This window comes from Limnohabitans rimovensis (SeqCode), assembly GCF_965234775.1.
In the GTDB taxonomy this organism is placed as follows: domain Bacteria; phylum Pseudomonadota; class Gammaproteobacteria; order Burkholderiales; family Burkholderiaceae_C; genus Limnohabitans; species Limnohabitans rimovensis.
This window is the reverse complement of record NZ_OZ248562.1, coordinates 585,165-599,145: the sequence shown is the minus strand read 5'-3', so window position 1 is coordinate 599,145 and position 13,981 is coordinate 585,165. Positions and strand designations below refer to the sequence as shown.

Genomic DNA, 13,981 nt, shown 5'->3' with positions numbered 1-13,981 from the left:
ATCCCCCATTGCCCTGCGGGGGAACCCTCTCAAGCTCGTGCTTCGGCCAGACCCTCGTCGGGCATGGCAACCCAATGCCCGCCCAGTTGTTGCACGCTCACCCGGTGCTGAAACACCTGGCGCAAGGCGGCGTGGGTTTGCGGATCGTCGCAGCGGCCTTGGTGGGCCACGCGCCCATCATCGATCAGCAGCATGTGATCGGCCCGCAAAGCCAAGCTGAGTTCGTGCATCACGCTCACCACGGTGACACCTTGTCCCACCAAGCTGCGCACGGTGGCCAACCAATCCACTTGGTGCGGCATGTCCAAGTGGGCCAGGGGTTCGTCCATCAGCAACACGGGGGCCTGAACGGCCAAAGCGCGGGCCAGCAACACCCGCTGGCGCTCGCCGCCGGACAAATGTGCCAGGGGTCGCTGGCGCAAGTCCCAGCATTGGGTTTGGCCCATCACGGTTTGCACCACCGCATGGTCTTGGGCGCTCGGCCCTTGCCACCAGCGTTGGTGCGGCAATCGACCCAGCATCACCACATCCAAAGCAAGCACATCGTCATCGCCATCGGTGGTTTGGCCCAGCCAAGCCAATTGCTGCGCTCGGGCCTGGGGGGTCATAAGGTTGCGGGACTCACCGAGAACTTCCACTTCACCAGCGGCGGGCAGCAAGCCCGCCAGGGCTTTGAGCAAGGTGGTTTTGCCCGCTCCGTTGGGGCCGGCCACGCTGGTCCAACAGCCGCGTGCAAACGACACATCCAAGGGGTGCAGCACCGTGCGCCCGCCCAAAACCACCTGCAGGCCCTTGGCCTGTAAAGCGTAGGATGGGCGATTCATGGCGAGGCCCTTTGGGGTTGGCTGTGAAGTCGCCACAACAAATAGCCACCGCCCAGCACGGCGGTCAAAATGCCCACGGGCAGTTCGCGTGGTGCCATCACCATGCGGGCCATGACATCGGCCGCACACAACAACAAGCCGCCCATGGCGGCGGACAACGCGAGCAAGGGACCATGTGAGAGCGAGGCGCGTGAGCGCACCAAATGCGGCGCGACCAAACCCACAAAGGCGATCAAACCCGCTTGCGCCACCGATGTAGCGGTGCACAGTGCCAACACCCCGATCAGCACCCAACGCATCAAACCAATCGGCAGGCCCAGGCTGCGAGCGGTGTCTTCACCCAGGCGCAGGCCATCGAGCCAGCGCGCCATGGCCAGCGCCACCAGCAGTGAGGGCAACAACACCCAAGCCATCAACACCACCGCGGGCATGCCAATCATGGCGGTGCTGCCCAATAAAAACGATTGCATGACCGGCCAAGCTTGAGGGACGGCCACCATCAGCAAGGAGGTGACCGCGCCCAATACCACGCCCACCACGACACCCGAGAGCAACAAACGCAAGCTGTGGTGTGCACCTTTGGCCAACAACAAGGTGAGCAATACCGCGCCCCATGCACCCACAAAGGCACAACCTGTCATTCCCAAGCGCCACACCCATGGCTGGGCCCAAGTCACGCCAGGCGACAGCACAGCACCGCCCCAAGACACCACGGCCAGGGCTGCCGCCACGCCCAAGCCAGCACCGGATGCACTGCCCAACAAGTAAGGGTCGGCCAGCGGGTTGCGAAACAAGCCTTGAGCCAAAGCCCCGGCCAAACCCAGCAAGGCACCGGCCATCCAAGCACCCACGGTGCGCGGCCAGCGGATGTCTTGCACAATGGGGTCCGCCCAATGCCAACCGGTGTCCAAGCCCTCGCTGCCGGTCATCAAGCCCAGCACAATGCAAGCGATGCTCAACAAGATCAAGCTGATGCCCCAGCGCCAGGATGGCATTCGCGTCATGGCTTCCAACTGCGCTGCGCACATTGCGCCATCAGCCAAGCCGCTTCACCCATGCGCGGACCGGGACGCACCAAAACATCGCCTTGTTCGGCAGTGAACTGGCACACACGGTTGTGCTTGACCGCCGCCAACTGAGACCAACCCGGACGGCGCTGCAAAGGGTCCAAAGGGGTTTGGCCCATCATGATCAAGTCGGGTTGGCTGCGCAGCACCCACTCGGGGCTGAGTTGCGGAAACGGCCCCAGTTGGGCGGGCACCACATTGCGCAAACCCAAAACGGTGATCAACTCGCCAATGAATGAGGTTTCACCCGCCGCATAGCCTCCGCTGCCGGCTTCAAAATAAACACTTGCGCCCTTGGCTTGCGGCGGTATCGCGGCGCGAGCCTGGCTCAGCTGGGTTTGCACCTGCTGCCACACCAGCGCGGCGCGTTGCTCGGGCTCGGGCAAACCCAAGACCACCGCCAAGCGCTGCAAGCTGTGCTGCACCTGGGCTTGGTTGATGGGCTCCAGCGCCATCACCGGAATGCCCAAAGCCACCAAGCGCGGCAGCAGACGTGCCGAGCGGCCGAGCAACACCAAGTCGGGTTTGAGCCGCACCAAGGCCTCCAGCGACACATCGTCCATGCCACCCAGCTTGGGCAATGCTTTCACAGCTTCGGGCCAATTGGCAAATCGGTCGGTACCCACCAATCGATCACACGCGCCCAAAGCACACACACTTTCGGCCAAGGCGGGCATCAAGGTCACGATGCGCTCGGGCACTCGCGCCAACTGGACCACCTCGCCTCGGTCATCGCGCACACCTGCGGGTGTGGTGGCCCAAGCCGCATGGCCCAACGATGAACACAGAACAAGCCCGGTCACCCACGCTACGAACCCAGGCTTGGCCACCACAACCCACCCCCGCAGCCGCTGCCCCATTGGCAAGCGTCTCGCGCGGCGAGCACCCCCCGCAGACAGGAGCCAATGCTCAAGCATATTGGGCCACCCATTGCGTGATGCGCCGGTGCAACTGCTCGACCCCATCGGTCAATGCGGCCGGTCCGGGTTGCAAGATGTCGACCGACTTGATTTCAAACAACTGGCCGTTGCGCACCGCAGGCACCACAGCCCAGCCGGGGCGTGCTGCAACCTTTTCAGGGCGAAATTTTTTGCCACACCAAGAGCCCAAGATGATGTCGGGCGAGCGCGCCACGATGTCCAAAGGGTTGGCAATGATGCGGTTCTTGCCCAGGCTTTGCAGGGCCAACTCAGGGAAGCAATCGTCACCGCCGGCCACGCCCACCAACTCCGACACCCAACGGATGGCGCTGATGGCGGGTTCATCCCATTCTTCAAAGTACACCCGTGGTCGCCTGGGAAAGGCCGCCGCTTGTGCGGCAATGGCGGCCAAGCGTTCGCGCATGGCGGCAATGCGCGCCAAGCCTTGTTCAGCCTCGCCCACCATCGCCGCCACTTGGTACAGCATGGAGAAAATCTCAGCCACGCTGCGCTGGTTGAACACCGTGACCTGCACACCTGCGCGGATCAAGGCCGAGGCGATATCGGCCTGTAAATCGGAAAAACCCAACACGCAATCGGGCTCCAAGGCCAAAATTTTGTCGATCTTGGCGCTCAAAAACGCGCTCACCCGAGGCTTCTCCTGCCGCGCCCGCGCAGGCCGCACGGTGTAACCCGAAATCCCCACAATGCGGTGCGACTGCCCGAGCAAGTACAACCACTCGGTGGTTTCCTCGGTCAGACAGATGATGCGTTGGGGGGTCAACAAGCTCATGGGAAGTCAGTTAGGGCGATATTGAAGAGAGAAGTAAACGCCTTGATTGGGAACGTTATAGCCATAGGCCAATTGATAATTTCTTTCGAAAGCATTCTCCAGCTTTACCCGACCTACCCAATTGGGAGACAGCTTTTTACTGGCATAAAAAGACCACAGTGTGTAGGGATCTAACTTCTGTGTGGTGGTGTTCGCCGCATTGATATTTCGATCATTTCGCTCACCCGCAGCTGAGAATTTGGTGCCAATATCGATGCCTTGCCAATTCCTAGATACATCCAAAGAGCCGTAAATACGCGCTCTTCGAGCCAAATCACTTTTGTAGGTCAAATAAAGAGGGTCTTGCCTGACCAAATTCAACTTAATTTGATTGCCTAACCAAGTAGTTTTCACAATCGACTCGATACCTTTAATCAGCGTGGCTCCGATGTTGCTTGCAACTGTCCAATCTGAGTTGTAGTCAATGAAATTTTGACTCGATGTTTCAAAGTATATAAATCTAACAGCAGTTTTTCCAGATGTGTAAGTTACTCCGCCCTCAACCGAGTTATAGGTTTCAGCCACAAGTGACTTGTTTGTTGAAATGTCGTACATGGTGGGGGATTTAAATCCGCTTGAGATTGATGCACTCGCACGCCAGTTTGAATTCCACTGATACCCTAAACCAAACAAAGTCGAATTGATGCCAAATGAGCTATCGGCCACATCCTTTTGATTTGAATTAATTTGATCGTTTCTTATATTTGCTTGAAAGGACCAATTATTTTGCCGTGAATTGACACCTAACCAGTAACCCGTAAGGGAGCGATGTATTTTGTATCCAAAGTCACCAGATGCCGCGAATTGATCCACCGAATGATCCACACCAAAAGACAGCGCAGTGTTTTGATTTATTTCATAGGAATTGGTCAGCCGATAAGCGTCTTGGCTGCCCTCGTATAGACCATCAGCCTTCAACTGATAATTAAGATAATCTTCGTACTTCAAATTAGATTTTGTGAAATTGAGATTGGATGAGAGGGAATCACTCCACCGTACATTTGTTTCGATACCTACAGCATCATTTTTCTTGTTAAACAAATCATATGAGGCAGCGTCAAAGCCATCGTAATTTACTGAAGACTGGAAGCTTTGGAGCATCAGTTTTACTTGTATATCTCGATTGATGGATTGAGAAATATTAGCCAAAAAGTAGCCGTTACCGTAGCCATCGCTGTCTGAATTTGCCAATACCAAATTTGAATTTTTAGAGGAAAAACCAGACGTTTTATAACCTCCAGCACTGACATTGAATTTGGTGTCACCTACGGCGGAACCATACCCAACATTGACCGAGTTTGTGTTTCGCGAACCCATTGAAACATCACTAAAGGCTCCAGATTTAGCAGCCGCACCACGCGTGAAGATATTGATCACACCACCAACGGCGGCATCGCCGTAAAGAGCGCTGGCGTTACCTTTCAATACCTCTATTTTTTCGATCATTGCCAAAGGCATGTCTGTGATTTGAAGAGCCCCAAGTTGATCCACCTGGGTTCTGACACCATCTATCAGAATCACAGTATTGCGACTTTCTTGACCTCTTAAAAAGAATGATGTGACAGTCCCTGGTCCACCATTACGAGCAAACTCAAGACCAGCTTCACTGGCAAGTAACTCTGCCAATGACTGGGCTTGCGCTTTGTCTATATCGCTCCTGCTGATGACTGAAACAGACGCCAATACATCCGCTAATGGCTGCTCGACCCTGGTCGCCGTCACAACCACTTCTTTCAAAGTCCCTTGCGGCGCCTGTGCAAAAACCGACAAACAAACAGCCGAAAGCCAGCCCAGCGCAGCCCAGCGCAGGCATATGCGAAACACATTTCTCATGATGAATACCCAACAAAAGCCCTCACCGCCTTCCCCGACAGTGCTTGGACGTTCGACCGTGCGACAAGCGCACGTCCACCTTGTTGGCCGGTATCCGGGCTTGCGAAAACAACCTCTGTCCGCCTTCCCAGTCGCTTGTTCAAGGCGACCAGTGGCTATGTAGGACAGGGCGAAACCGCGTGAGCAGTTTGTTCGCTTGACCGTTGCGGGGGCAGCGCAGGCTGATCTTGGGCGGACACATGGCACCTTGTGCCAAAGCCGATTCGGACTCCTGCTTCCCGTTGAACTGCGGCGTGTGAACCACACCGCGAGCACCAACAAAATTCATTTTAGGGGTTAAATCGCCAGTCGCCTTAAAATAATCAGCCATGCCGTACCACCCCATCCTCGAACAGGTCGCCGAGCGCGTTGAGCGTTTGTTGCTGCGCCACGAGGAATTGCAGCGCACCAATGCCTTGCTCAGCGAGCAAGTCGAGGCCCTGACCCAGGAGCGCAACTCGCTCAAGTCGCGCCTGAGTGCAGCCCGCGCCCGGGTGGACGCCTTGCTCGAGCGATTGCCCGAGTCCCTGCCCGAGAAAGACACCCCATGAGCTCTCACCAAATGGAAGTGCACATCATGGGCCAGAGCTACTTGCTCAAATGCCCCACCGGTGGCGAGGCGCAGTTTCAGACGGCGGTGCACAAGGTTGATGCCGCCATGTGCAAGATCCGCGACGCGGGCAAGATCAAGGCGCGCGAGCGCATTGCGGTGTTGGCGGCCCTGAACCTGGCGTTTGAAACCCCTGCCAAAACGGCCACCCTCGCTGATGTGGCACTGGATGAACAGGCTGACCCGGAGGGCAAAATGCGTCAATTGCTGGCCCGCTTGGACCAGGTTTTGGGCGACGACGGTCGCTTGCTCTGACGCCCATACGACTGCAGCCCCCAAACGCCGGGGGTGGCAGACCTACAATGCATGCGTCTGCAAGCCCATTGGGCTTTATATTTCCTTGAACCAATGCTCTTTGGAGCCCCGGGCTTGGTACATCGGCTGGTGAGCGTGATCGTCTCGCGTCAGACGAACCCAACATCAGTCTGCCCTCGCCCACCTGAACCCTGCGTTCAGGATGACGGTCTGGTGGTCACTTGCAGACACCTACTTCCCCTTCATTTCAGCACCCCCCACACACCCCACAAACACCATGATGCTTGAGCCCCTGGTTATTTTTGAACTTGCCATGCTGGGCTTATTCACTGGTTTCATGGCGGGGTTGCTCGGCATCGGTGGGGGCATGATCATGGTGCCTTTTCTGACCATGGTGCTGTCGGTGCGCAACATTCCCGACGACTTGGGTTTGAAGATGGCCATTGCCACTGCCATGTCGACCATCATCTTCACCTCCATATCCAGCGTCCGGGCCCACCACCAAAAGGGTGCGGTGCGCTGGCTGCTGGTGCGCTCGCTGGCACCTGGCTTGGTTCTGGGCAGCATGCTCAGCAGCTTGGGGGTTTTTGCCCTCATCAAGGGACCATTTTTGGGTTTCTTTTTCGCCTTGTTTGTGGCCTTCTCCGCAACCCAGATGTTTTTGGACCGCAAGCCCAAGCCCACGCGCCAATTGCCCGGCCCGGTGGGCTTGTTGGGCGCCGGTGGTTTCATTGGCTTTTTGTCTGGCTTGGTGGGCGCTGGCGGCGCTTTTGTCAGTGTGCCCTTCATGGCCTGGTGCAATGTGCTGATCCCCAACGCGGTGGCCACCAGCGCTGCGCTGGGCTTTCCCATCGCGCTAAGCAGCACCGTGGGCTATGTGTTCAGCGGCTGGAACGAAACCAACTTACCCGTGGGGTCCTTGGGCTATGTGTGGCTGCCCGGGGCGGTGATCATTTCCGCTTGCAGCGTCATCACAGCACCGGCTGGGGCCCGTGCGGCCCACCGTTTGCCTGTTAAGCGATTGAAGCAAATTTTTGCTGTGATGCTTTACATGGTCTCGGGTTTTATGTTTTACCGCAGCTTTACCCACTGATCCGCCCCATCAGGCTCCGGGGTGGTCGGCAAAATAAGCCATGGCCGCTTGAACGCCTGATCCCGCGAGGGGCACACCAGACAAACGCAAACCCATTTCGCAGGCCGCCAAGGTGGCTATCAAGGTGAGGTCATTGCTGTCGCCCAAGTGGCCAATGCGGAACATGCGCCCTTTGAGCAAACCCAGTCCGGTGCCCAAGGAGCAGTCAAAGCGGTCTTGGATAATGCCGCGCACCGCATCGGCATCCACCCCTTCGGGCATGACCACGCCGGTCAGGATGGGCGAATAGACACTGGGGTCCTCGCACTGGATGGCCAAGCCCCAAGCTTGCACAGCGTGTCGAACCCCTTGCGCCCAACGTTGGTGGCGCGCAAACACCTGGGGCAAGCCTAGCTCCAACAACATGTCGCATGCTTCGCTCAGGGCATAGAGCAAATTGGTATTGGGTGTGGTCGGAAAGTAGCCGGTTTTGTTCATGCTCAGCATCTCGTCCCAGGCCCAATAGGATTTGGGCATGCGGGCTTGGGCGCTGGCGGCAATCGCCTTGGGCGACAAGGCATTGAGGCCAATGCCAGGCGGCATCATCAAGCCTTTTTGCGATCCACCCATGGACACATCCACGCCCCACTCATCGTGGCGATAGTCTGCCGCACCCACACCCGAGATGGTGTCCACCAGCAGCAATGCGGGATGCTTGGCGCGATCGATGGCTTGGCGCACCGCCAAAATATCGCTGGTCACACCCGTCGAGGTTTCGTTGTGCACCACGCACACGGCCCGAATTTGGTGTTGCGTGTCGGCGCTCAAGCGCTGCTCGATCAAGTCGGCTTGCACGCCACGGCGCCAGTTTTGCCCCTGGGGCAGGCCCAAGACCTCGGTTTTCAAACCCAGTTTCAGGGCCAGCTTATTCCACAGGGCAGCAAAGTGCCCTGTTTCGTACATCACCACGGTGTCACCGGGGCTGCACAGGTTGACCAGGGCGGCCTCCCAAGCACCGGTGCCCGAACCTGGGTAGATCACCACCGGGTGTTGGGTTTGAAAAATTTTGCGCACATCGGCCAAGACCTTCAGGCCCAAACCCGCAAACTCGGGGCCGCGGTGGTCGATGGTGGGTTGGGCCATGGCGCGCAGGATGCGGTCAGGCACGGGTGAGGGACCGGGGATCTGCAAAAAGTGCCGGCCCGTGGGATGGAAATTCAGCTTTAACATGGGGGTCTCTCCAACGATCAGACCGCATTGTGCAGACAAATGACAGCCTCGGTTGTCACCCCTGTTGACCCAGCCCCCACCCAAACCGTATGAGCATTGCCACACCCCGCACCTTGCGAACCGATTCCGCCGACCATGCCTACGAACGGGTGGCCCGCAGCAGCAATGAACAAGCGGCCAGGTTGGCCCAGCAATTGATGCAAGAAACCCAGGGGGATGTGCTGTTCAGTTTGGCCGATCGGGGGCGCTATTCGACCGATGCCTCGATTTACCAACAAATGCCCATGGGCGTCTTGGTGCCCACCAGCAGCCAAGATGTGGTGACCGCGCTGGACATTTGCCGTGGCATGGGCATCCCTTTGGTGCCGCGTGGCGGCGGCACCAGCCAGTGCGGCCAAACCGTGGGCACCGGCTTGGTCATCGACCACAGCAAACATTTGCGCAAAATTTTGCACCTGGATGCCGAGCAACGAACGATCACGGTGGAGCCCGGCATCGTGCTCGACCACCTGAACGCTGCCCTCAAACCACACGGCCTGTGGTACCCGGTGGATGTCTCCACCAGTGGCCAAGCGACCTTGGGCGGCATGGCGGGCAACAACTCCTGCGGCAGCCGCTCCATCGCCTACGGCAACATGGTGCACAACGTCTTGGGGGCCAAGGCCTGGCTCAGCGACGGCGAATTGCTCGATTGGGGGCCCATGTCCCAAAGCCATGGCCGCGCCGAGCGCATCGGCCACTTTGTGCGCGACTTGGCCCAGAGCCTGCACACCGAAATAGATGCCCATTGGCCGCGCGTGCTGCGCCGGGTGGCCGGCTACAACCTGGATGTTTTTCACCCGGTCAGTGAACGGCCTTATACCGATGACGGGTCGGTCAACCTGGCCCATTTGCTGGTGGGCAGCGAAGGCACCTTGGCCCTGACGCATTCGCTGACTTTGCGCTTGAGCCCCCTGCCCCGCGCCAAAGTGTTGGGCGTGGTGAACTTCCCCACCTTTGTGCAGGCCATGCAAGCCGCACAGCACATCGTCAAGCTGGGCACACCGGGTGCACTCAGCGCAGTGGAGTTGGTTGACCGCACCATGATCGACTTGGCCATGCAAAACCCAGCGTTTGCGCCCACCATGCGCAGCGCTTTGACGGGCGAACCTGAGGCCATTTTGTTGGTGGAGTTTCACGGCGAGGACAAGGCCACGTTGCTGCCGTTCATGCAAGACTTGAAAGACTGCATGTCGGGCCTGGGCCTGGCCGACAGCGTGGTGCCCTTGGTGGACGAAGCGGCGCAAAAAAACCTCTGGGAAGTGCGCAAGGCGGGCTTGAACATCATGATGAGCCTCAAGGGCGACGGCAAACCAGTGAGCTTCATCGAAGACTGCGCCGTACCCTTGGAACATCTGGCCGAGTACACCACCGCGCTCACCGAGGTGTTTCACCAACACGGCACACGCGGCACCTGGTACGCCCATGCGTCGGTGGGCACCTTGCATGTGCGGCCCATTTTGGACATGCGCCGCGACGGGCCGCAAAAAATGCGCGCCATTGCAGAACAAGCCAGCGCCCTGGTGCGCCAATTCAAAGGGGCTTACAGCGGCGAGCACGGTGATGGCTTGTGCCGAGGGGAGTGGATTTCTTGGCAATTTGGCCCCCGCATCACCGAGGCCTTTGCCCAGATCAAAGCCGAAATGGACCCGATCGGATTGCTGTGCCCACAGCGCATGATCGACCCACCGCGCATGGACGACACCCATTTGATGCGCCACAACCCGCGCCACTCGGTGATCCACATCCACACCGCTTTGGATTGGAGCGCTTGGGACGTTCAAGCCGACGCCCGAACCGGAGAAGTGAGCGCGCCAGGGACCGGTGGCGACCCGGCCGGTGGCCTGGCCAAAGCAGTGGACATGTGCAACAACAACGGCCACTGCCGCAAGTTTGACGCCGGCACCATGTGCCCCAGCTACCGCATCACCCGCGACGAACAGCACCTCACACGCGGTCGCGCCAACACCTTGCGCTTGGCCTTGAGCGGCCAATTGGGCACGGATGCGCTGACCGGCGAAGCGGTGCGCGATGCGCTCGACCTGTGCGTTTCTTGCAAAGGCTGCAAACGCGATTGCCCCACGGGTGTGGACATGGCCCGCATGAAGATCGAGGCCACGCACCAATACAAGCAATACAACGGCCACAGTTGGCGCGACCGCTTGGTGGCCCACCTGCCCGAATACGCACGCCATGCAGCAGCATTTTCTGGCTTGCTCAATTTGCGTGACCGTTTGCCTGGTTTGGCATGGTTGAGCGAAAAGCTATTGGGTCTGTCCGCCCAGCGCAGCTTGCCTGTGTGGCAGCGCCACCATTTTTTCAATCGCAGCACCTTGGGCGTGAGCGCAGCCGAAGTGCTCAAAGCCAACAAGCCCGTGGTGCTGTGGGTGGACAGCTTCAATGGCCATTTCGAACCGGGCAATGCATTGGCCGCATTTCGGGTGTTGCAAGCAGCGGGTTACAGCGTGCACATCGCCTCGAAACACGCCTTGGGCCACGGCGCCAACCAAGGCCACTTGTGCTGCGGCCGAACCTATTTGGCCAGTGGCATGGTCGATCGCGCCAAAGCCAAAGCCCAGGAGCTCATCGCAGCCTTGCTGCCCTTTGCCCAGCAGGGCATTGCCATCGTGGGCCTGGAGCCCTCATGCCTGTACACCTTGCGCGATGAGGCTTTGGCCATGGGCTTGGGCCCCGATGCCCACACCGTGGCCGAGCATGCGTTGATGTGGGAAGAGTTCCTGGCCCGCGAGGCACAGGCGCAACAGCTCGAACCGCTCAAAGCGCGTTTGCAACACACCTTGCAGCCCATCGCCGTGCATGGCCATTGCCACCAAAAAGCGTTTGGCGGCATGGACGATTTGCTCACCTGCATCCGCCTGATCCCTGGCGCGCAACCGAAAATCATTGAAACCAGTTGTTGCGGCATGGCTGGCGCATTTGGCTATGAGCAAGAGCACCACGCTGCGTCCATGCAAATGGCCGAGCTCAGTTTATTGCCGGCGGTGCGCAATGCGAGCGATGCCATCATCGTGGCCGATGGCACCAGTTGCCGGCATCAAATTTGGGATGGGGCCCAGCGACCAGCCATCCATGTGGCGCAGTTGTTGTCCGACCAACTGAAAAACTAAGCCGTGGCGCTCACGGCGTCACGCACCATGGGGCCTGGTTGTGGACCAGGCCCAACCACAAGGCCGTGCCCGAGCTGGCCGCCAAACCCAAGCCCGCCAAACGCACACCGCCGTGGCCCCAGGCGGCCAAAACAGCGCGTCCTTGGCGCCAACGCTGTAAAAGCCAAGGCAGCACCGTCAAAGCGAGTGCGCCACCCATGGCAAATGCCGCCATCACCTGAGCGCCTTGCCAAACCCCATCGCTCAAGGCAGCCAGCATGACAGCAGAGTAAAGCAAGCCACAGGGCAACAAGGCCCACACAAACCCCAAGACCAAAGGCGCTGCGACACTGGCACGGGCAGCTTGACGCTGCCCCACCGGTTTGATGTGGCGCCAAATGCCGTGGGTCCATGCGCCCAACCACAGCGGCGGCTCGGCACGCCACAACAACCACAGCCCCAACAGCATCAGCAACACATGGAAAAAACTCCAGACGGGCCGAAACACCGCACTTTGCACCGTGAGCCACCCCAGGCCTTGCATCGACGCTGCGGCCAAGGCCCCCAAGCTGCTGTAGCCCAACAAGCGACCAATTTGAAAGCCCCACATCGCCCGGGTACCCGCCCCAGGTGCTGCACTGGTGATGCCCGCGCACGCTGCGCCACACATGACCAAGCAATGTGGCCCGCCGGCCAGCCCCATCAAGGCCGCACTGATCACCAAGGAAGACATCATCAAATGATCTTAGAGAACCGAGCACGGTCCTGATCGGCCCTCAAGTAACGGTCAAACACCATCGCCACTGCCCGCACAAAATACCAACCTTGCTCGGTGACATTGATCGCATCTGCGTCTAACGTGACCAAACCGCTGTCTTGCATGAGTTGCAACTCCGCCAGCTCAAGGGCAAAGGTTTTGCGAAAGTCAATCAAGTGCGCCATTTCAATGGATTCGATGGAAACATGGCCCTGGCACATCAAGGCCATGATGATGGTGCGCCGCACCAAGTCATCACGGCTGAGCAATAAACCGCGCTCCACCGGCAGTTGGCCCAAGGCCAGCAAATCTTCGTAAGCATCCAAGGTCTTGGCGTTTTGGCTGTAGGTGGCCCCCACGCGACCAATGGCTGACACTCCCAATGCAATCAAATCGCTGTCGGGCTGGGTCGAATACCCTTGGAAATTGCGGTGCAAGCGCCCTTGCCGCTTGGCCACAGCCAGATCGTCTTCTGGCAACGCAAAATGGTCCATGCCGATGTAGACATAGCCAGCCCCCACCAAGCGCTCTAAGGCGCGCTGCATCATGGCCACTTTGCTGGCTGGCGCTGGCAAATCTACCGAATGGATGCGTCGCTGGGGTTTGAAGCGTTCAGGCAAATGGGCATAGGCATACAAGGCAATGCGCTCTGGGTGGAGCAAGATAACTTGGTCCAAGGTGCGCTCAAAGCTGGCCGCGGTTTGCATGGGCAAGCCATAAATCAGGTCAAGGTTGACCGAATCAAAGTCCAAGTCCCTGGCCGCTGTCATCAACTTGTGTACATCCTGCGTGGACTGAATGCGGTGAACCGCCTTTTGCACTGCAAGATCAAAATCTTGCACCCCCAAACTCAAACGGTTAAAGCCCATTTGGCGGATCACGGCCAAGCGTGAGGTATCCACGGTGCGGGGGTCGACCTCGATGGAATATTCGCCCCCAGGTACCCATTGAAAGGCGTCGCTGAGCCGCTCCTTCAAAGCCAACATGTCTTCATTGCGCAAAAAGGTCGGCGATCCCCCACCCCAGTGAAGCTGAGAAACGGGCTGCCCACGCCCCAATTGGGCCACCGTCAAATCAATTTCTCGGCCCAGGCTTTTCAGGTAGCGCTCGGCTTGGCTGTATTGCTTGGTGATGATCTTGTTGCAGGCGCAGTAATAGCAAAGGGACGCACAAAACGGAATGTGGACATAGACCGACAAAGGCACACCCCGCAAACCCAGACCCTGCTGGCGCTGGCGCAAGGCTTGGATGTATTGGGTGTGTCCAAACGCACCGACAAAGCGGTCTGCCGTTGGATACGATGTGTATCTTGGACCAGGTACGTCGTACTGGCCAAGTAATTTTGGGTTCAGCAAGCTCATCAACAATCCTCATTGAAGAAGATAATGTGCCTTAC

At 58.6% G+C, this 13,981-nt stretch carries 12 protein-coding genes and 1 riboswitch; of the genes, 4 read left to right on the top strand and 8 right to left on the bottom strand.

What is annotated here, in order from left to right; translation table 11 throughout:
* Positions 1-29 precede the first annotated feature (29 nt).
* From AC8GFZ_RS02885 to AC8GFZ_RS02865, 5 genes are all read right to left on the bottom strand, one after another.
* The gene (locus tag AC8GFZ_RS02885; protein WP_506642158.1) at positions 30-824 is read right to left on the bottom strand and encodes an ABC transporter ATP-binding protein; all 795 of its coding nucleotides are present in this window, start codon (positions 822-824) and stop codon (positions 30-32) included.
* Entirely contained in the window at positions 821-1,828 is a 1,008-nt protein-coding gene (locus tag AC8GFZ_RS02880; RefSeq protein ID WP_506642156.1) for a FecCD family ABC transporter permease, read from the bottom strand. Before AC8GFZ_RS02880 ends, AC8GFZ_RS02885 begins: the two co-directional genes overlap by 4 nt.
* Positions 1,825-2,694: an ABC transporter substrate-binding protein gene (locus AC8GFZ_RS02875; protein WP_506642154.1), complete on the bottom strand. Its 870-nt coding sequence runs from the start codon at positions 2,692-2,694 to the stop codon at positions 1,825-1,827. Before AC8GFZ_RS02875 ends, AC8GFZ_RS02880 begins: the two co-directional genes overlap by 4 nt.
* A gap of 106 nt (positions 2,695-2,800) precedes the next feature.
* Positions 2,801-3,604: an ABC transporter substrate-binding protein gene (locus AC8GFZ_RS02870; RefSeq protein ID WP_506642152.1), complete on the bottom strand. Its 804-nt coding sequence runs from the start codon at positions 3,602-3,604 to the stop codon at positions 2,801-2,803.
* 6 nt (positions 3,605-3,610) lie between these two features.
* The gene (locus AC8GFZ_RS02865) at positions 3,611-5,476 is read right to left on the bottom strand and encodes a TonB-dependent receptor domain-containing protein (RefSeq protein ID WP_506642150.1); all 1,866 of its coding nucleotides are present in this window, start codon (positions 5,474-5,476) and stop codon (positions 3,611-3,613) included.
* 68 nt (positions 5,477-5,544) lie between these two features.
* A riboswitch (cobalamin riboswitch) is annotated at positions 5,545-5,810 on the bottom strand.
* Between the two features lie 34 nt (positions 5,811-5,844).
* Between AC8GFZ_RS02865 and AC8GFZ_RS02860 the strand changes: the two genes are divergently transcribed.
* The 3 genes from AC8GFZ_RS02860 to AC8GFZ_RS02850 all read left to right on the top strand — a co-directional run bounded on the left by AC8GFZ_RS02860 (position 5,845) and on the right by AC8GFZ_RS02850 (position 7,473).
* A complete protein-coding gene (locus tag AC8GFZ_RS02860; protein ID WP_506642148.1) occupies positions 5,845-6,066 on the top strand; it encodes a coiled-coil domain-containing protein in 222 nt (73 codons plus the stop codon).
* Positions 6,063-6,380 (top strand): cell division protein ZapA, encoded by a 318-nt coding sequence (locus AC8GFZ_RS02855; RefSeq protein ID WP_506642146.1) that lies wholly within the window; start codon positions 6,063-6,065, stop codon positions 6,378-6,380. The genes AC8GFZ_RS02860 and AC8GFZ_RS02855 overlap by 4 nt, the downstream gene beginning before the upstream one ends.
* A gap of 277 nt (positions 6,381-6,657) precedes the next feature.
* A complete protein-coding gene (locus AC8GFZ_RS02850; protein ID WP_506642144.1) occupies positions 6,658-7,473 on the top strand; it encodes a sulfite exporter TauE/SafE family protein in 816 nt (271 codons plus the stop codon).
* A gap of 9 nt (positions 7,474-7,482) precedes the next feature.
* On the opposite strand, the gene AC8GFZ_RS02845 is transcribed toward AC8GFZ_RS02850, so the two are convergent.
* Positions 7,483-8,682: a pyridoxal-phosphate-dependent aminotransferase family protein gene (locus AC8GFZ_RS02845; RefSeq protein WP_506642142.1), complete on the bottom strand. Its 1,200-nt coding sequence runs from the start codon at positions 8,680-8,682 to the stop codon at positions 7,483-7,485.
* An 89-nt stretch (positions 8,683-8,771) separates the two neighbouring features.
* Here AC8GFZ_RS02845 and AC8GFZ_RS02840 point away from each other — a divergent pair, with 89 nt between their 5' ends.
* Positions 8,772-11,849, top strand: coding sequence for an FAD-binding and (Fe-S)-binding domain-containing protein (locus tag AC8GFZ_RS02840; RefSeq protein ID WP_506642140.1), 3,078 nt, complete (start codon positions 8,772-8,774; stop codon positions 11,847-11,849).
* 10 nt (positions 11,850-11,859) lie between these two features.
* Here AC8GFZ_RS02840 and AC8GFZ_RS02835 read toward each other — a convergent pair whose 3' ends face one another.
* Together AC8GFZ_RS02835 and hemN are read right to left on the bottom strand one after the other, a co-directional pair.
* Positions 11,860-12,564: a sulfite exporter TauE/SafE family protein gene (locus AC8GFZ_RS02835; RefSeq protein ID WP_506642138.1), complete on the bottom strand. Its 705-nt coding sequence runs from the start codon at positions 12,562-12,564 to the stop codon at positions 11,860-11,862.
* Positions 12,564-13,946, bottom strand: a complete 1,383-nt coding sequence (gene hemN, locus AC8GFZ_RS02830; RefSeq protein ID WP_506642136.1) for an oxygen-independent coproporphyrinogen III oxidase — start codon at positions 13,944-13,946, stop codon at positions 12,564-12,566. The genes AC8GFZ_RS02835 and hemN overlap by 1 nt, the downstream gene beginning before the upstream one ends.
* Positions 13,947-13,981: the final 35 nt, after the last annotated feature.